Raw genomic sequence first — 17,219 nt, 5'->3', positions numbered from 1 at the left:
CTGGCGCTCCTACGACAACGGCCTGCCAGCAGGATGCTGGCGCTCCTACGGCAACGCCTACCAGTTCCCCTGGCGGACGGCCGTCTCGATCATGCCCAGCGCCGCAGCCTCGCCGGCGGCGGACAGCTTCGCGGCCGTCTCGCTCGTCAGCGGCGGCAGGGCGCCGACCGCCTCGAAGAACGCGTTCTTGCGCTCCAGCTTCATGTCGCAGTCCACGTACGACATGCCCGCATAGCGCAGCAGGATCGTGTGGCCGACCATGATCTGCGCGCCGCGGAGGAAGCTGCCGGCGAACTCGCTGAGCACCTCGCCCGACAGGTCGTCGGCGAAGGGCAGCCCCGCCTTGTTCATCTCCGTGCCGATGTTGATCGGCAGCCCCATCGCGTCAGCGGCGTTAACCATCTCGCGCAGCTTGCCGACCTTCAGCGCCTTGACTTCCGCGTCCCTGTAGTTCCAGTTGCGGTCGGGGATGATATTCAGCCCTGCGCAGCCCTTGGCCGTCAGGCAGTCGAGCATCGCCTGCGCGTCGCTCTCGCCCTCACTCGTGCCGTCGAGCCATGTGACCAGCGGGATGGCCCGGCAGGATAGCACCCAGTCCACGAAGTCGTCCACCTTCGGGAAGGTGTCCTCGGAGGGCTGCACGTAGCCGAAGCCGCCGCGCTTGGCGAGCTTGGACCGTGCCGCCTCCTCGATGGCCGGGGTGCCGAGCATCTTGCACACGTCCTCGACCGGCTTGCCGAGCAACTCCGCCCAGTACTTCGCCACGCCCTCGTCGTCGCGAAAGGCCGCGACAGACTTGTTGACATACGCGCGGATGATGTGGCGCTCGGTGGCGTTGTCCGACGGCGTCAGGGGCACGACGTCCTGCTCGTAGTCCACGGCGATGTCGGGCACATGGGGGTTGATGCGGGCCACGAGGTCGAGGTTGCGCTGGCGTGAGGAGCTGCGGAACATCGCGAGCGTCTGGGCCTGCGGCGTCCCCGCCTCGGGCACCGTGGCATAGCCGCCGCCCATGATGTACGTGACGCCGGGCTCGCCAGGGGAGTTGATCTCGGCGGTGGCATACTCGGGCACGAAGGCGCGGGTCTCCAGGTTCACCGTGGCGCGCACGCCGAGCAGCTCCCCGGCTTGCAGGAACTCCTCCAGGCCGTCGAGCACGTCGAAGTCGCACAGCCCGGCCGCATACAGCCCCGCCTGCCGCGACGCCCACACGATGTGCGACGGCGACCATCCCTCAGCGTTGTAAGAGAAGAAGGAGTGGAAGTGCATGTTGACGTTGCCGCCGGAGGGGCCGGCTACGAGCCGGCCCGCCGTTGGTGCGACCAGTTGCCGCAAGGCCTCGTCCCGCTCGGCCGGGCGGAAGCTGTCCAGTTGCTGTTCCATTGTCACGATGGTCCCTCGCTTGTCAGTCAGTTCATCCCCCGCGGCGGAGGGAGGGAAGAGGGGGGCGCTGCCTCCCACGGGCTCACGCCCGTGGCTACACACGTCGGCCCCTTCGGGGCCACGACACTGGCCCGCCTCGCGCCTTCCGGATCCCGGATCCCGGATCCCGAATCCCGCCTTCTAGGCGTCTGCTGCCAACCCCATCGGCTCCTCGCGGAACAGGCGCGGGTCCATCTCCCGCAAGTCTGCCGCCACCTCCGGGGCAAAGTCCATCAGGTCCAGCACCTGGGTCTGCAGGTCAATGCCTGGAGCGATCTCCGTCAGCACCACCTTGCCGTCGCGCAGCTCCAGGACGGCGCGCTCGGTGACGTAGAGCACCTTCTGCCCCTGCTCGGTGGCGTACTCACCGGAGAAGGTCACGTGCTCGACCTGCGGGATGAACTTGCGGTGCTTGCCCTCCTGCACGATCTGCAGCTTGCCGTCCGCCACCGCGACCTCCAGCCCGCCGGCTGTGAACGTGCCGCAGAAGACGACCTTGCGCGCGGTCTGGGTGATGTTGATGAAACCGCCGCAGCCGGCGATGCGCGGTCCAAACTTGCTGACATTGACGTTGCCGACCGCGTCGGCCTGCGCCATGCCCAGGAAGGCTTCGTCCAAACCGCCGCCGTCGTAGAAGTCGAACTGGGCGGGCTGGTCCACGATGGCTTCGGGATTGGCTGCCGCGCCGAAGGACAGGCCGCTGGCCGGCACGCCACCGATGGGCCCGGCCTCGACGGTCTGGATGAGGCTCTCGACAATCCCCTCCTCGTTGGCGACCGCCGCGATGCCCTCGGGCATGCCGATGCCGAGGTTGACGATGGCGCCGGGGGTCAGCTCGAGCGCCGCCCGGCGGGCGATGATCTTGCGCTCATCCATGGGGAGTGGGGGAATGCTGGCGAGCGGCACCCGCACATTGCCGCAGTAGGACGGGTTGTAGTGGGTGCCGAAGGTCTGTTCATGTTCGTGATCGGCAGCGACGATGATGGCATCCACGAGCATTCCGGGCACCCGCACGCGCTGGGGGTGCAGCGTCCCCGCGGCGGCCATGCGCTTGACCTGGGCCAGCACCAGTCCGCCGCTGTTGTGGGCCGCCTGGGCCAGGGCCAGCATGTCGCCGTAAACGGCCTCGTGCTCCATCGTGAGGTTGCCCTGCTCGTCGGCGGTCGTGCCGCGAATGAGGGCTACACCCACGGGTAGCGCATGGTAGAACAGCCACTCACGTCCGGCCAGCTCGATGATCTCGACCAGGTCCTCGGTCGTGATGTCGTTGAGCTTCCCGCCACCGTTGCGGGGGTCCACGTACGTCTTCAGGCCGATGTGGGTGATCGTGCCGGGCTTGCCGGCGGCGATGTCGCGGTAGAGGTGGCAGATGACGCCCTGCGGCCAGTTGTACGCCTGCACGCGGTTCTCGACCGCGAGCTTGCCCAGGCCCGGGCACAGACCCCAGTGGCCGCCAATGATGCGGCGGACAAGCCCCTCATGGGCCAGGTGGTTGATGCCCCGGCTCTGGCCGTCGCCCTGGCCGGCGGCGTACATGATCGTGAGATCGCGCGGGTGGCCCTCAGCCAGGAAGCGCCGCTCGATGGCGGCGGTCAGGGCCTCCGGATGGCCGGCGCCGACGAACCCGCCGACACCAATGGTAGCGCCGTCGGGAATGCGGGCCACGGCCTCCTCAACGGACATCATCTTGTCGGGCAAGGGATCACTCCTTCGGCGTGTCGCCCACGCCGGGCCAGATGACCGGTGGTCGTTCAGGCAGGACCTTGATCTCGGGATCGTTGGTGACAAGATCGGCGCCATGTCGCCGTGCGCACGCAACGAAGAAGGCATCGGCATACGAGAGCCTGTGCCGGCCCTTGATCGTTGCGGCGTCCCAGACAAGATCGTTGTCAGCCGCGATGATCTCCCAGGGCAGTCGCAAGAGGAGAGCGAGGTGCTTGTCCGCCTGCGGTAGACTATGCTTCCGGCACGTACGGTAGTAGACCTCGCCCAGGTTGATCGCGCAGACCCCACACCAGATCTGACCGGCCTGGGCCTGCCTCAGTAAGTCGCGCACGAAGAGGTAGCCTGGCTCCTCCTCCAACCACGCGAGTACGGCATAGGCATCAAGCAGAAGCTTCCTCATCCCGGCGCATCTCCTCTACATGCTCCTCAAGATGCTCCTGCAGCATCGTCTTCCCAGGCGCCTTCAGGGAGCCGGTCAGGTGCGCGATGAGGTCCACTGGCAGCGGCTTGACGATGATCTGGCCATTCTCCACGGCCATCTCGACCTCCTGGCCGGCCTGGAGACCAAGCTGGCGCCGCAAGGCGATCGGAATGACAATCTGCCCCTTCTGCCCCACGGTCGCCAGGGGTTGGGGGCGAGAGCCGAGACCGGGCTTGGTGGCTCTCGCCCGCTTCGCTCGCGCGTTGCCTGTTACAGGCATGATGCTCACCTCGCCGCAAGTATACCAGGGCGCCACAAGTGGGTCAATGTGTGTGCAGTATGACCCTGACTACATGTACATACCGCCATTGACGGATATGACATGTCCCGTGATGTATGACGCCTCGTCCGATGCCAGGAATAGCGCTGCGTTGGCGATGTCCTCCGGCGTCCCCATCTTGCCCATCGGGATCTGGGCCAGGACCTGGGGCTTGACGTCGTCCGGGATCGCCTGCGTCATCTCCGTATCAATGAAGCCGGGCGCCAGGCAGTTGACGGTGATCCCCTTGCGGGCCACCTCACGGGCCAGAGACTTGCTGAAGCCGATGAGGCCGGCCTTGCTGGCTGCGTAGTTGCATTGGCCGAAGTTGCCCGCCAGACCCACGAGGCTGGCCATGGACACGATCCGCCCGCTGCCGCGCTCCAGCATGTGCTCCAGAACGGCCTGGCTGCAGTTGAACGCGCCGGTGAGGTTCACGTTCAGCACTGCCTGCCAGTCTTCCGGGCGCAGCTTGCGGAGGGTCCGGTCGCGGGTGATGCCGGCGTTGTTGACGAGGATGTCCAGCTTGCCGAGGGCCGTGATAGCATTCGCCACCATCGTCCGCACGGCCTCCCCGTCGCTCACATCCGCCTCGAGGCAGACGGCCCGGCGGCCAAGAGCCTCGACCTCCGCGGCCACTGCGGCGGCCTCGGCGGCGTTGTCACGGCCCGTCTCGGTGACATAGTTGAGGGCGAGGTCGCAGCCCTCCCGGGCGAAGCGCAGCGCGATGGCGCGGCCGAGGCCGCGCGACGCGCCGGTGATCAGTGCCGACTTGCCTGCCAGTCGCATGGTGCCACCTACTGTCCCGTGATGGTCCGACCGTTGAGCTGCAGCAGCTTCCCCTCCACGAGTGAGAACGCGGCGACCTTCCCGTCCCGCACCGACAGCGCCGCGAAGCGCCCGTCCATCTGGAGCGGGCCGTCCGGTGTCGTCAGTGTCAGGGGCTTGCTCTCCAGGCACGATACGAAGTAGTCGTTCCCCCGGGGAGTGCGCACCTTCACGGCCACCGCATTGCCCTGCTGGTCGGCGGGAACGGGCAGGGGCTCCACCGCCTCGACGAGTTCCTGGCCGGGCCGGCAACCCTCGAAGGTCGTGACGTAGACCGTCGGGGCCGCGCCGGCGGGCTGGCGGCGGATGACATACGGCAGTAGCGCGCCGACATCGCTGTTGCGGTAGTCGCGTTGGCCCCAACCGTCGCCGATGAGGCTCGCCCCTCCGGGGTTGTTGACCCAGTTGGTGATGAAGCGCCCGCCATCAGGCATCTGCCAGGTGACGCGCCACGGCGCGGCGACGTCGGAGCGCCGGACGTTCGCCAACTCGTCGGGCTTGCCCAGCACGAGTTCGCCCTCCCACTTCACCCACTGGTCCGTGGCCTGGACCGCCTCGAACCCCTTGATGGGCACGTAGGCGCGCTGGCCTGGATCTGACGGGTTGTCCGGCCAGTAGAGCGCGCTCACGCCCACCGCCGGGGCCTTGCCGCGCAGCCAGAAGCTCACCTTGTAGGTGGCGCCCAGCGTGGCCTCGTAGGACTTGGCGCCGGTGTAGCCATCCGACTCGCCGATGATGAGCGCGACGTTCATCATCTCCTTGCCCGGCTCGATCGCCTTGAGCTGGGCCGAGGCCTGGTCGGTGTGGCCCACCTTCGCCTGGCCGAACTCCTCCTTGCCGTCGCCGTGGTACAGCCCCCAGGCGACCAGCTTGCCGTTGGCATCCAGCTCGGCGGCGGAGGGGTTCTGGGCCAGTTCGCCTTCGGGGCCGACGATGGACACGTCGTCAACCATGACCTCCGTCCCGGCCCGCTGCAGACCCAGGCGGATGCAGAAGCGCACCTTCTTGGTCGTGGCCGTCTGGGCGGTGGGGGGAGGCATGGCGGCTTCACAGTTGGTGTTGGGGCCGTGGAAGACGTAGTCGTGCTGCTTGCCGCCCTGGACGCGGAAGATGTCCAGGACGTACTGGCGGCCGGGCTCGTGCTCGACCTGCGCCACGGTGCGGCGGTAGAGCGTGGCCTGCTTGTAGGCCTGCGAGTCCGCCTCCATGACCTTGATCGGGCCGTTGGGGGCGAACAGGCCGAACGTGCCGCCGCGGCCGGTCGTGAGCTGCTCCTGGCCATCCACCATCACCGTATTGTGGGCGAAGGTGCGGCGGGTCATGGCGCTCTGCGCGTGGTCCCACAGGTAGCCCAGATCGCTGAGCAGTTCCTGGCCCTGCTGCCAGTAGTACAGGCTCAGGCTGTCGAGGTGGTGGTGCCCGCCCCAGTCGCTCGCGGACAGCACCAGGCAGCTATCCCGCCCCGTCTCGCCGCTGCGGAGGTAGCCGAACTGCAGGACGGGGAAGACGACATCGGGCAGAGCCAGGGGCGGGGTCTCCACCTGGTCCCGGCCCGGCTCGCGGTAGTACAGCGCATGGCCGCGGTCGCCGCCGCTCAGGTCTTTCCCCGCTGTCTCCTTCAGGAGCGCCAGGTATTGCAGGTTGTCCGGGTAGTTGTCTGCCATCAGCTCGACGAAGGTGGAGCCCAGGGAGCTGGTCTTGTGTCCGTCGGCCAGGGGCGGGTAGCACAGATTCCCCTGCAGCCCATTGAACATGGCCTCCCACACCCGCTTGTACGCCGTGTCGTGGTAGAGATCGAGCTTGTCAATGCGCTGGCCCTGGGCGTCCTTGTAGCCGGGCGGGTCGCTGTAGCCCCGGAAGGCCTGGCCGAGCGACTCGATGCCGCTGAGGGTCATGGTGGCATAGCTGTAGGACTCCGACGTGCCGCCATCCTTGAGGAACCAGCCGTCCACGGTGCGCATGAAGACATCCAGGCCGAAGCGCACCATCTCCGGATGGCCCATGCTCATGCCCACAAGGGCCACAGCCGTCGCGTTGCCCACGGACTTGTTATTCACAGACTTGTCGGCCACCAGCAGCACCGTGCTTTCCAGCAGCAGGTCCTTCTCGATGTGCAGGCGCTCGGCGTCGCTGAAGAGGGGCTGGCCGTTGTCCTTGGCCTCGCAGACGAAGCCGTACGCGTCGACGGCCGAACGGACGAAGCCGGCCTCCATGCCGGTGCCGGTAGCGCGCCCGCCCTGCCAGTAGCCTGAATGCAGCCTGCGGTCGGGCCCGCCGGGGTTGGCGGTGATCTCATCCTCGGGCAGCGCGTTGATGTTCAGGGCCGCCAGGTGCGGGTCCATGTCGGCATACTCACCATAGCCCACATGCACGAGCCAGTTGGGGTACACGTCCGCAAAGCGCAGCAGTAGGAGCCGGGCGGCGCGCGCGTATTCCGGCTTCTGGGTCAGGGCATAGGCCTCGGCGAGCTGCCGGCACAGGGACATCGCGTACAGCACCTTGTGGCAGCGCATCTTCGCGGTGAAGCTGGGCCGAGTGGCGAAGCCGAACAGGCTGAAGGGCTTACCCCCATAGAACCGGATCGTCTGTCCCCCGCCGTACTTGGTCTTGAAGACAAGGTCCTCGGGGTACTTATCGTTGGGGTACACCGTGCCGCAGATCTTGCACGTGAGCTTGTCAGGCTCACTCGCGTTCCAGGAGTACTCGCCGTGCATGTGGGCAGGCTTGCCCAGGTCACGGCAGGCGGGACAGGGGGTGAAGAGCGTATCACCGGGCGTGTCGGTCGGGATCATCTGCACGAGAAAGGCGTCATTCACCCGCTTCACGGCGTTGTCGGCGCCGCCGCTGAGGGCGGCGACGTAGCTGCGGGCCCAGGCGTAGCGTTCGGTGTTGGCCCGGGCGCGCAGCAGGTCGGCCGGTTTGGTCACACCCGCCGGGTGGTGCACGGTCTGGCGGTACTTCTGCCAGGCTGACCAGTCCAGGAGGGGTTCATCGGCCGGCGTGCGGGGCGCGGCCTGGGCCGTGGCCGCGACAGTGGCGGCAAGCATGAGCATGACGATCACCCGGGACATGAGGGCGCTCCTTCTGCAGTGGACGAGCGCGTCTATTCGGCAGCCAGGCCGCAATGTCCTACCCGCCGCCCCACTTCCGGCAGGTGTAGGCGTCCCGGTGGGCCAATATGGCGCCGATGCGCGCCCCACTTCTGGCACGAACCGGCCGCTTCGCGCGTCGCTGCTTGGTCAGTGCCCGGTGGGCCGCCGGTCCGTGGCCCTCATGGCGCCAACTGGCGTGCCTGCTGGCCGTGTCGGGTGTCCTGAGCCTGGCCATCGTGCGCTTCCTGGTGCGCCCCTACCCGGAGCTGACGGCGATCGGGGCCTTTGACGACTACATGATCCTGATCGGCCTGGATGCGGACCATTCGTGTGCCGATGCGCTGGGCTACTTCGTGGGTGATTGGCCCGAGGGCAACGGCTTCTACCGCCCGCTCACCGGCGTCTCCCTGTGGCTGGACTACCGTCTCTGGCACTGGAACCCCTACGGCTACCGGCTGACGAACTGGGTCCTGTACGTGTGCACGGGGGTGATGCTGGCCCTGTTGCTCGGGCAGATCACGCGGCAACGCTGGGCCGCCCTGGGCGTCCTGGCGGCCTTCATGCTGGCGCCCCTGCGTGGGAACCAGTGCGCCCTCTCGTACTTCAACGCACGCGGGGAGCTCCTGTGCGTGCTCTCCATTCTCGGGGCCCTGTATGCGGCGCTCCGGTACTGCAGCGGCGGGGGACGGCGCTGGCTTGGCCTGGCAGTGGTGGGGCTGGTAGCGGCGCTGTGGTCCAAGGAGTTGGGGATGGTGCTGCCGCTGCTGCTGGTGGCATGTCTGCCGGCGGCGCTCAAGCGGGCGACCCCGGCGCGGCGCGTGCTCGGCCGGGCCATGCTCGTCGGGTTGCTCTGGGCCCTGCTGCTCGTGGGGTGGTACTTCCTGTATGCGCACAGCGTGCCGGGCCGGATGCCCACGCCCGGCGGTCCCCGCCCTCACTTCATCCCCTCGACCCCATACATGATCCTGGGGGCCATCCTGCCCGACCTGCAGATCATGTCCACTTGGCTGCACGCAGGGCCCGACGCCGGGTGCATCTTCGTGCCCTTCTGGCAGACGATGGCGGGGCACCTGGCCCTGTGGCTGGTGGCCATGGCCTGGCTGGCCCGGCGGGAGTGGCAGGTCCTGGCGCTGTACCTGGTGTGGGCGCCGATCACATGGCTACCCATGGTCAGCACTCACACGGCCGCCGAGCACTACCTGTACCTGCCGGAGATGGGCCGTACGGTGGCGTTCGGGGTGGTGGCGGGGCTGGCTTTGGGGGCGTGGCAGCGGCGGCGGCGCGCCTGACCGTCTACGGCTTCGAACGGCGGCCGTTGGCGGGCTGGGGGCCGGCAGCGGAGAGGCGCGCGCCCTCGCTCGCCAGACCGTCGGCCATGCTGTTCAACTCCCGCGGCACGTGCTCGATTCTGAAGCTGGTGAACTTGGCGCGCAGCTTGTTGGCCCACTCGTACAGCGGGCGAATGGCGGGGGTGCGCACCTTGTACGTCCCCTGCATCTGCCGGGCCATGAACTGGCTGTCGGTGTAGACGTGGATGTGGCGTATGCCGCGGGCCTCGGCCTCGGCGAGCCCGGCGATGAGCGCCCGGTATTCGGCCACGCCGACGGTGGTGACGCCCAGGGGGATGGCGCGCTGCACCAGGACATTGCCCGCGGCGTCGGCCAGGGCGAAGCCGGCGCCGGCCGGGCCGGGATTGCCCTTGGAGGCGCCGTCGGTATACAGGTAGGTCTTGTCGTCCGACATCTAGGGTTGCTCCGAAGTGTGATCTGAAGTAGGTGCATCCGGTGAGAAGGGGTCAATGCCAGGGCTCGTGGCCGGCGGCGGCTCGGGGGCCTGGTCCGGTGGCGGCTCCGGCGACGGTTCGGCCGTTGGGAAGACAACAGGCGGGAAGGCGACCGGAGGCGGCGCCACAGGCGGGGCAGGCGGCTCCCCCTCGGTCCATGCCAGCGGCAGATCGCGGTCCAACAGCGTGGCGTCCCAGCCTCCCGCGATGAGTTCGCGATAGGCCTCCTCGTAGGGCATGGCGGCCGCCTTGGCCTGGCGGGCATACTCGACCAGCTCCGGCGACACGCCGGGCGGGGCACCCGGCGCCCCATAGCCGGTCACCTCCGGCGTCTTGACGTAGGTCTCGTATGTCGGCACCTGCTCGGCCGGAACGTTCATGGCCTGGGCCAGCACGTACAGGTCGAAGCCCTCCTTGCGGACCCGCATGTCGTAGTACAGCAGCACCAGCCCGATGATGAGCACGGGTTGCACGACGATGCTCACCGCGGTGCTGATGCCCGTCGAGAGCGCCTGGGCCAGCGCCATGTGCTTCTCGGTCATCAGCGCGGCGGACAGGCCACTGACCGGCCACGAGATGGCGCCGCTGACAAGAACCACCAGCAGACTGAGCAGCAGGTAGGTGCTGAAGCAGCGCCACCACTCTCCGGTCACAAGGTCCCAACTGCGGCGTAGGGCCTCCATCACGGAGAGCCCCTCGATGGCAATGATCGGCGTGACGAACATCCACATGATGCCCAGGTAGATGCCAGGCACGATGCACAGGAGCATGCCGGCGCCCGCGGCAAGCCCCACCAGCAACACCGCTGCAATCAGCGCCCCCCAGCGCGCCCCGATGGTGCCGTAGGCGTCCGCCACCGTGGCCGGGTAGCCCAGGTAGCGCCGCGACACGGCGACGCTCAGCGCGCCCTGCGCCAGCGGCACAGCCAGTACATTGATGAGCAGCAGCCCCGCGTACGCCCCCCCCATGGCGATGAAGCTCCCAGTCGAGGGCATGGTCGAGCTTCCCGCCATCGTCTCCATCGTCCGCCCCATCGCGAAGGCCAGCAGCACCTGGAACAGAGCCATCGGCACGTAGACGATGGCGATGATGGCCATGAACGGTCCGAAGTTGCTCCGGTACAGCCGCACCGAGGCGTCGAGGATGTCGGCGATGTTCATCGGCATGAGAACGGGCGGTTTGTAGTCGCTCAAGGCAGTTCTCCCCTCAAGTTGCACGTGTGAGTGGCCGATATGGACGATGGCTACGGTGTACAGCGCCGATCTGGGAGGCCTATCGTGTGGATCTTGCTGTTGGTGCCGTTTGTCCTGCTCGGGCTGTGCGCCGTAGCCGCCGTGCTCGTCGGGGGCAGCGCGGACCGCTACATGGAGGCCCAGCGCGGCTCACGGCTCTACCATCTGCCAGGCCGCCCCGCCGCCGTCTCCTCGTCCGACGCGAACGCTAACCGGGATGCCCGGGCGTCGGGATAGCCTCCGGCGTCTCTGCCGTGCCCGACAGGCTCACCCCACCGAGAGCCACACGCTCCTCCACGACCACGTTCTCCAGATGACAGCCCTCACCGAGGCGATTGCCGCCAAACGTCGCCACGCGCCGCAGTACGGCGCCATCGCCCACCAGCGTGTCCGCCCCCAACGTGACTTCCGGCCCCAGCGTGGCCGCGCCGACCCGGCAGCCACGCCCGATGAACACCGGTGCCATCAGCGTCGCGGCCGGGTCCACCTGCGCCCCCGGCGAGATGATGATCCCGTCCGAGCTGCGGTGGTTGACGATGGTGCTGTTGAGGTCCAGCACCGCCGACGGTCGGGCCACGTCCGACCAGTAGCCGATGACCTCCAGGCCGCGGATGCGCCGCTGCTGGGCCATCATCGCCTTGATCGCGTCCGGGAACTCGACCTCCCCGCGCGGTGAGATGGGGCACTGGCGCAGAACCTCGAAGACATCAGGCCCGAGCATGAATATGCCGGCGTTGTTGTAGTGCGTGGTGGATGAGCCCTTGGGGGGCTTCTCCACAATGCGCTCGATGTAGCCGGCCTCATCCACATAGACAGCGGCGCCCTCCCAGGGGTCCGGCACCCAGTTGAGGCTCAGGATGGCCGCCGGCTGCTCCTCATGCCAGACGCGCAGGACGTTGGCGTAGGTCTCGGGCGCCACAATGATATCGCCCCACGACAGGAAGAAGGGCTCATCGCCCACGAAGTCGGCGGCCAGCAGCGTGGCGGCGCCGGTGCCCCGGGCGCCCTCCTGCCAGATGTAGTCGATCCGCAGGCCCAGGGCGCTGCCATCGCCGTAACGCTCCTGGATCATCTCCCCCATGTAGTCAATCACGAGCGCGAGGTGGTCCACGCCGGCGTCGCGGGCGCCGAGGATGATGTGATCAATCATGGGCCGGTCCAGGACCGGCACCAGGGGCTTGGGCCGCCGCTGTGTGAGCGGCAGCATCCGTGTGCCCTTGCCTGCAGCCAGTATGACACCCTTCAAAGCCAGGAACCTCCGGGGGAGAGCGGCCTGACTAGTTCGGCGGTGAGGCGGGCGAGTCCTTCGTGGGCGCAGGCGCCGCGTGGGCGCGCGTGTCCTCACGCGCGCGGCGGGTCCCTCGCCGCCAGGGGCGGGCTGGAAGCCCGCACTACCGGCGTCGTCGCGTGGGCGCGCGTGTCCCCACGCGCGCTCGGGTCCCCGTGACCGCCAGGGGCGGGCTGGAAGCCCGCGCTGCCTCTGAGGCGGCGGCCGGGGCGGACGCAGGTATGGTGCGAGCGGCGGGGAAGCTACGAAGGCGTCAGCATCCCTGATCAGCATCCACCTATGACTGACACTCCCACACCTGTGCCCATGGTCGCTCGGCCCCGCTGCCTCTACCGCCGAGGGGTGACGGTGCTGGCGGCGCTGTACATCCTCCTGGCGCTGGCGAACATCCGTGCCCTGCCGCCCCTGAGCGGCCCCGATGAGTGCGACCACCTGGCGTATGTGCAGGTGCTCCGCAGTCAGCACAAGCTGCCGGTGCTGCCGCGCTTCGGCGCGCCGGATGATCCCCGCGTGGCCGAGCAGGCGCAGCATCCGCCGCTGTACTACGCGGTCCTGGCGGTGGCCTCTGAGGTACTCCCTGACCTGGCGACCCCGCCGGGCCAACGGGCGCTGAAGCTGATATCCCTGCTGCTGGGGCTGGTGGGCCTGCTGGCCTTTGCCCGCTGCGCCCGCGAGATGTGGCCCGACGACGACACGACGGCGCTGGCGGCGGTCGGCTTCGTGGCCCTGATGCCGATGTACTGGGTGATGACCTCGCACGTCAACAACACCGCCGGGTCGCTGGCAGCGTCGGGGGTGGCGCTGCTGCTGCTGCGCCGGGCGTTGGCGGCGGAGGGAAGGACGGGGCCCTGGTTGGCAGTGGGTGTGACGGTGGCACTGGGGATGCTGGCCAAGATCACGGCGGCGTGGCTCGTGCCGGTCATCGCGGTGGCCGTATGGCTGCGCGCGCGGCAGCAGGGGGGAGGGCGGGCAGCGCTACGGATGGCCCTGCCGGCCCTGGCGCCGGCGGTGCTGCTGGTGGGCTGCTGGCTGGCCTACAACTGGTACAACTTCGGCGAGTTCATGCCCCAGCGTGTGCTCGGCCGCGAGTACCTCCGTGAGGGTTTCGCCACGATCTTCTTCTCGCCGTTCGCGGCCGGGCTGCTGCTGCGCACCGTGCTGACCCGAGTTCCGCTCACGGCGTTCACGCCGTACTGGCTGATGGCGGGGGACGTCGGCGCCGGGGGGGCGATGGTGGTGCTGGTTCTCGCCCTCGGGCCCCCGCTGGCGGCCGCCGCGATGGGAGCGTGGCGGCGATGCGGCCTGCTCGGACGCGCCGGACCGGAGGGGCCCCCCAGCCCGCGCCAGTCACTGCTGTTGGCCTGCGCCGTGGGGATCCTGGCCGCCTGGGTCATCGCCATCGAGGCTATCCTGAACGACTGGAACACCGGCCTGTACGCCGGGCGGTATGCCGTGGATGCGCTGCCGACCGTGGGTCTGCTCTTCGCGGCCGGGATGCGAGAGTTGCTGCCGTCGCCGCGGGCACGCGCCTGGGGGGTGGGCCTGTGGCTGCTGGGGTTGCTGGTGCTGGCGGTGATGGTGCACATGTACATGGTGATGTTCTACATCATGCATTGATGCTGCCGGCAGGATGCCGGCGGTCTTACGGCCACGGGAAGAACCGGGAGGTGCGTGACGTGCGGTTCGAGGTAGATGAACGGAAGTGCACCCATTGTGGCGCGTGTATCGCCACCTGCCCCACAGACATGGTGCGCGACAAGCGCGGGGCCATCAAGATCAGCTTCGTGGCGTGCATCGGCTGCGGGCACTGCATGGCGGTCTGCCCCGAGGGGGCCGTGAGCCTGGCGGAGATCGAGTACGAGGGTGGCTTCCTGCCCCGGCCGCCGGCGGTCAGCGCGGAGGATCTGCTGAGCGTGCTGCAGTCGCGCCGCACCGTGCGGCGCTACCGGCCCGACCCGGTGAGCCGGGAGGGCCTGGAGCGGCTGGTCGAGGCGGCACGGTGGGTGCCGACGGGGGCGAACTGCCAGTGCCAGCAGTTCGTGGTCATCACCGACCCGGCGCGCCTGGATGGCCTGCGCCAGCAGATCATGGGCCACTACCGGCGCTATGCAGCCGAACTGGCCGAAGGCGTCGCGGACCGCCCCCGCAGTCCCAGTGCCGGCGTCTCGCCGGCCAAGGCGGCGACCGGGGCCGGCGAGACGCCGGCACTGGGCGGGGGAGGGGCGCTGGACGGGGGAGGGGCGGCCGGCCGGATGCACGAGCACATCCTGGCAGCGGTGCCGTCGTTCGTCAAGAACGTAGACGCCGGACGCGACCGGCTGTTCTTCGATGCCCCGGCGGTGATCCTGGTCCACGCCCCCCGGCACGAGGTGCTGCCGGAGTCGGCCTGTGCCTTCGCCACGCTGGCGATGGCGCTCGCCGCCGAGACGCTCGGGTTGGGGACGTGCATCACGGCCTATGCCTCGCTGGCGCTGCAGGCCCTGCCCGGCCTGGCGCGCGAGGTCGGCGTGCCGGAGGGGAACGAGGTGTACTACGCGCTGGTGGTGGGCCACCCGGCCGAGGAGTACCAGTTGGTGCCCCCGCGCAAGCCGGCACAGGTGACGTGGCTGTAGGTCGCACCGGCGTAGCGCTTCGCCGTAACTGGAGCAGCAACATGACCAGTCGCGAACGTGTCCTCACGGCGCTGCGGTGCGGGCAAGCGGACCGCGTCCCTGTCAGCATCTTCCTCAACCCGTACGACGAGACCGAGGCGACCACCACCGACCCCAGCTATGCCGCCGTGATGGCGGCTTGCCGCCGCTACGCCGACAGCTTCTGGTCGTGGGGTGTGCCGGTGGGCTTCCTGCTGACCGCCACGCCGCTGGAGACGCACCAGCGCGACCTGGCGGGTGGAGCGGTGGAGCACGTCGTGGAGACGCCTGCCGGGTCGCTGACGAGCGTCACCCGCCCGGGCGCGCGGGGCGAACTCAAGCGCTGGATTGCCGAGCCGGCTGATGTCGAGAAGTGGCTGTCGCTCCCCTATGTGCCGCCGCCGCTGGATTGGTCTTCCGTCGTCGCCGCACAGGCCACCCACGGCGACGCCATCGCGACTCAGGCGGTCATGATGGACCCGGCGTGCTGCACCGGTTTCCTGGGCGAGGAGACGGCGGCGCTGTGGACGGTGCGCGAGCGCGACCTGCTCCGCGGTTTCTACGCCGAGTGCTTCCGCCGGATCATGGACCAGGTGCGCCAGGTGTGCCTGTCGCCCGTGGATGTCGTCTACTTCAACGGGCCGGAGTACTGTGTCCCGCCGCTGATGTCGCCGCGCGACTTCGAGGAGTTCGTCGTCCAGTACGACCGCCAGCTCTTCGCCACCATCCGGGCACACAGCGACAAGCTCATCATCGTGCACTCCCACGGCAAAGTGTGGCAGTTCCTCGAGGCTTTCCGCGACATGGGACTGCACGGGCTCAATGTGCTGGAGCCGCCGCCGATGGGGGACACGGACCTGGCTGCGGCCAAGCGGCTCATCGGCAGCGAGGTGTGCCTGATCGGCAACGTGCAGTACGACGACCTGGCGCGGGGATCACTGGAGCTGGTGGAGGGACTGGTGCGCGAGGCGATGGCGCAGGGCAAGCCGGGTGGGGGCTTCATCCTGTGCCCCTGTGCCCGGCCCTACGAGCATCCCCTGCCCGAGCGCGCCTCGCGCAACGTCGTGCGCTTCCTGGAACTGGGGCACGAGTTGGGGGAGTACGGACGTCAAACGGCGGACGGACGAGGGTGATGTAGAGCTTCAGCCCATCGTCTGCTACCGCCCATTCCCATTCATCGTTCATCATTGCCGTCCGGTACCACTCGGCGAAGCGCCGCAGGCCCTCGTCCAGCGTGACCTGTGCCTCCCACCCCAGCACTGCCTTCGCCTTGCGCACGTCGGCACAGGTGCGGACCATGTCCCCCGGCTGCATCGGCAGGCGCTCGATGATCGCCTCCACCCCCAGGGCGCGCTCCAGGGTCGCTACCAGTTCGTTCAGCGTGACCGGACGGTGTCCTCCCAGGTTGACGACCGACCAGTCCACGTCGCTCTCCAGGGCCGCGATGAGGCCCCGCACGATGTCGGCGATGAAGGTGTAGTCGCGGCTGGTGCTGCCGTCGCCGAAAAGCTGGATGGGCTCCCCGGCCAGCATCTTGTGGGTGAACTTGTGGATGGCGAGGTCTGGCCGTTGGCGCGGGCCGTAGACGGTGAAGAAGCGCAGGGCGACGACCGGCAGGCTGTAGAGATGGTGGAAGGCGTGGCAGCAGGCCTCTGCCGCGATCTTCGAAGCGGCGTAGGGGGACAGGGGGCTGGTCGTGGGCTGGTCCTCGCTGAATGGGACCTCGTTGTCGCCCCCGTAGACCGACGAGGAAGAGGCGAGGACGAAGCGGCTGACACCTGCCGCCTGCGCGGCCGACAGCAGGCGGGCGGTGCCGGTGACATTCACATCCATGTAGCGATCGGGAGCTTGCACGGACGGCCGCACGCCCGCGAGCGCCCCCAGGTGCACGACCGCGGTGGGGTGGTGCTCGGCCATGATGCGGCCCAGCAGGTCGGCATCGCGCAGGTCGCCCTCGTAGAAGGCGAAGCCCGGCCGGGGGCGGAGCAGGTCCAGGTTGCGCTCCTTGGCGGGGCGGGGGTAGTACGGATCGAAGTTGTCCAGGCCCACCACGGCGTCCCCACGATCCAGCAACGCCTCGGCCAGATGGGAGGCGATGAAACCGGCGCAGCCGGTCACGAATACTGTGCGCGCTTCAGGCATGTTCGGCCGTCCTCTTCGAGGTTCTGCACGTGCCCCCCCGGACGTTGAGACTACCCCCCGCGTCGCCGTTCGGCAAGCCCTTTTTCGCCCCGGGCGTGCTTGCGGGCGGGTGTGGTGGCAGGAGAGGGTTGAGGTGGCGGGCAATTGTACGGGCATCGTCCAACTCCCGGAGGTGCTTCCCATGTGGCGACTGGCGGCAACTGTGTGTCTAGTGCTCGCGGCGGGGGCGACGGCCCTGGCGGGGACGTTCACCTTAGCCCGGAACGGCGCGCCGGCGGCGACGATCGTGATCTCCGCCGATCCCAGCCCCGCCGCCGGCTTCGCGGCGGCGGACCTG

General features: G+C 68.7%; 14 protein-coding genes and 1 pseudogene. 5 read left to right on the top strand and 10 right to left on the bottom strand.

All coding sequences use genetic code 11. The features are described from left to right. Positions 1-57: 57 nt before the first annotated feature. From LLH23_10035 to LLH23_10010, 6 genes are all read right to left on the bottom strand, one after another. Entirely contained in the window at positions 58-1,389 is a 1,332-nt protein-coding gene (locus LLH23_10035) for a hypothetical protein (GenBank protein ID MCE5238816.1), read from the bottom strand. A 174-nt stretch (positions 1,390-1,563) separates the two neighbouring features. After that, entirely contained in the window at positions 1,564-3,108 is a 1,545-nt protein-coding gene (locus LLH23_10030) for an acyl CoA:acetate/3-ketoacid CoA transferase (protein ID MCE5238815.1), read from the bottom strand. Positions 3,109-3,124: 16 nt separating this feature from the next. Continuing rightward, positions 3,125-3,547 carry a type II toxin-antitoxin system VapC family toxin gene (locus tag LLH23_10025; GenBank protein MCE5238814.1) on the bottom strand — a complete coding sequence of 141 codons (423 nt, stop codon included), beginning with the start codon at positions 3,545-3,547 and terminating at the stop codon, positions 3,125-3,127. Further along, the gene (locus LLH23_10020; protein MCE5238813.1) at positions 3,528-3,848 is read right to left on the bottom strand and encodes an AbrB/MazE/SpoVT family DNA-binding domain-containing protein; all 321 of its coding nucleotides are present in this window, start codon (positions 3,846-3,848) and stop codon (positions 3,528-3,530) included. Before LLH23_10020 ends, LLH23_10025 begins: the two co-directional genes overlap by 20 nt. A 69-nt stretch (positions 3,849-3,917) precedes the next feature. After that, positions 3,918-4,676, bottom strand: a complete 759-nt coding sequence (fabG, locus tag LLH23_10015; GenBank protein MCE5238812.1) for a 3-oxoacyl-[acyl-carrier-protein] reductase — start codon at positions 4,674-4,676, stop codon at positions 3,918-3,920. Positions 4,677-4,684: 8 nt separating this feature from the next. Beyond that, positions 4,685-7,786: a heparinase II/III-family protein gene (locus tag LLH23_10010; GenBank protein ID MCE5238811.1), complete on the bottom strand. Its 3,102-nt coding sequence runs from the start codon at positions 7,784-7,786 to the stop codon at positions 4,685-4,687. Positions 7,787-7,902: 116 nt separating this feature from the next. Between LLH23_10010 and LLH23_10005 the strand changes: the two genes are divergently transcribed. Beyond that, entirely contained in the window at positions 7,903-9,096 is a 1,194-nt protein-coding gene (locus LLH23_10005; GenBank protein MCE5238810.1) for a hypothetical protein, read from the top strand. Positions 9,097-9,100: 4 nt separating this feature from the next. Here the strand turns inward: LLH23_10005 and LLH23_10000 are convergent, their stop codons facing one another. Together LLH23_10000 and LLH23_09995 are read right to left on the bottom strand one after the other, a co-directional pair. Then, positions 9,101-9,550, bottom strand: a complete 450-nt coding sequence (locus LLH23_10000) for a ribonuclease HI family protein (GenBank protein MCE5238809.1) — start codon at positions 9,548-9,550, stop codon at positions 9,101-9,103. Beyond that, the gene (locus LLH23_09995) at positions 9,551-10,783 is read right to left on the bottom strand and encodes a glycerophosphoryl diester phosphodiesterase membrane domain-containing protein (protein ID MCE5238808.1); all 1,233 of its coding nucleotides are present in this window, start codon (positions 10,781-10,783) and stop codon (positions 9,551-9,553) included. Positions 10,784-10,867: 84 nt separating this feature from the next. Between LLH23_09995 and LLH23_09990 the strand changes: the two genes are divergently transcribed. Next, positions 10,868-11,059 (top strand): hypothetical protein, encoded by a 192-nt coding sequence (locus LLH23_09990; GenBank protein MCE5238807.1) that lies wholly within the window; start codon positions 10,868-10,870, stop codon positions 11,057-11,059. On the opposite strand, the gene LLH23_09985 is transcribed toward LLH23_09990, so the two are convergent. After that, positions 11,031-12,068: an NDP-sugar synthase gene (locus tag LLH23_09985; protein ID MCE5238806.1), complete on the bottom strand. Its 1,038-nt coding sequence runs from the start codon at positions 12,066-12,068 to the stop codon at positions 11,031-11,033. The two genes, LLH23_09990 and LLH23_09985, sit on opposite strands and share 29 nt — an antisense overlap. Positions 12,069-12,389: 321 nt before the next feature. On the opposite strand from LLH23_09985, the gene LLH23_09980 reads away from it, so the two are divergent. Genes LLH23_09980 through LLH23_09970 form a run of 3 tightly spaced genes read left to right on the top strand, consistent with a single transcriptional unit; the run spans position 12,390 to position 15,873 of the window. Continuing rightward, on the top strand, positions 12,390-13,727 hold the full coding sequence (locus tag LLH23_09980) for a glycosyltransferase family 39 protein (protein ID MCE5238805.1): 1,338 nt from the start codon (positions 12,390-12,392) through the stop codon (positions 13,725-13,727). A 59-nt stretch (positions 13,728-13,786) separates the two neighbouring features. Continuing rightward, entirely contained in the window at positions 13,787-14,722 is a 936-nt protein-coding gene (locus LLH23_09975; protein MCE5238804.1) for a nitroreductase family protein, read from the top strand. 41 nt (positions 14,723-14,763) lie between these two features. Continuing rightward, the gene (locus LLH23_09970) at positions 14,764-15,873 is read left to right on the top strand and encodes a hypothetical protein (protein ID MCE5238803.1); all 1,110 of its coding nucleotides are present in this window, start codon (positions 14,764-14,766) and stop codon (positions 15,871-15,873) included. A 79-nt stretch (positions 15,874-15,952) separates the two neighbouring features. Here the strand turns inward: LLH23_09970 and LLH23_09965 are convergent. Further along, positions 15,953-16,882, bottom strand: a pseudogene (locus LLH23_09965) (GDP-mannose 4,6-dehydratase). Positions 16,883-17,219 lie beyond the last annotated feature (337 nt).

Source organism: bacterium (assembly GCA_021372615.1).
Taxonomy (GTDB): Bacteria; Armatimonadota; Zipacnadia; order Zipacnadales; family UBA11051; genus JAJFUB01.
This window is presented reverse-complemented; position numbering and strand designations above follow the sequence as displayed.

Coding starts and splice junctions, on each gene's coding strand:
- LLH23_10000 (MCE5238809.1), bottom strand. CDS start 9,550: ATGTCGGACGACAAGACCTACCTGTATACCGACGGCGCCTCCAAGGGC.
- LLH23_10005 (MCE5238810.1), top strand. CDS start 7,903: ATGCGCGCCCCACTTCTGGCACGAACCGGCCGCTTCGCGCGTCGCTGC.
- LLH23_10025 (MCE5238814.1), bottom strand. CDS start 3,547: ATGAGGAAGCTTCTGCTTGATGCCTATGCCGTACTCGCGTGGTTGGAG.
- LLH23_10010 (MCE5238811.1), bottom strand. CDS start 7,786: ATGTCCCGGGTGATCGTCATGCTCATGCTTGCCGCCACTGTCGCGGCC.
- LLH23_10030 (MCE5238815.1), bottom strand. CDS start 3,108: ATGATGTCCGTTGAGGAGGCCGTGGCCCGCATTCCCGACGGCGCTACC.
- fabG (MCE5238812.1), bottom strand. CDS start 4,676: ATGCGACTGGCAGGCAAGTCGGCACTGATCACCGGCGCGTCGCGCGGC.
- LLH23_09970 (MCE5238803.1), top strand. CDS start 14,764: ATGACCAGTCGCGAACGTGTCCTCACGGCGCTGCGGTGCGGGCAAGCG.
- LLH23_10020 (MCE5238813.1), bottom strand. CDS start 3,848: ATGCCTGTAACAGGCAACGCGCGAGCGAAGCGGGCGAGAGCCACCAAG.
- LLH23_09980 (MCE5238805.1), top strand. CDS start 12,390: ATGACTGACACTCCCACACCTGTGCCCATGGTCGCTCGGCCCCGCTGC.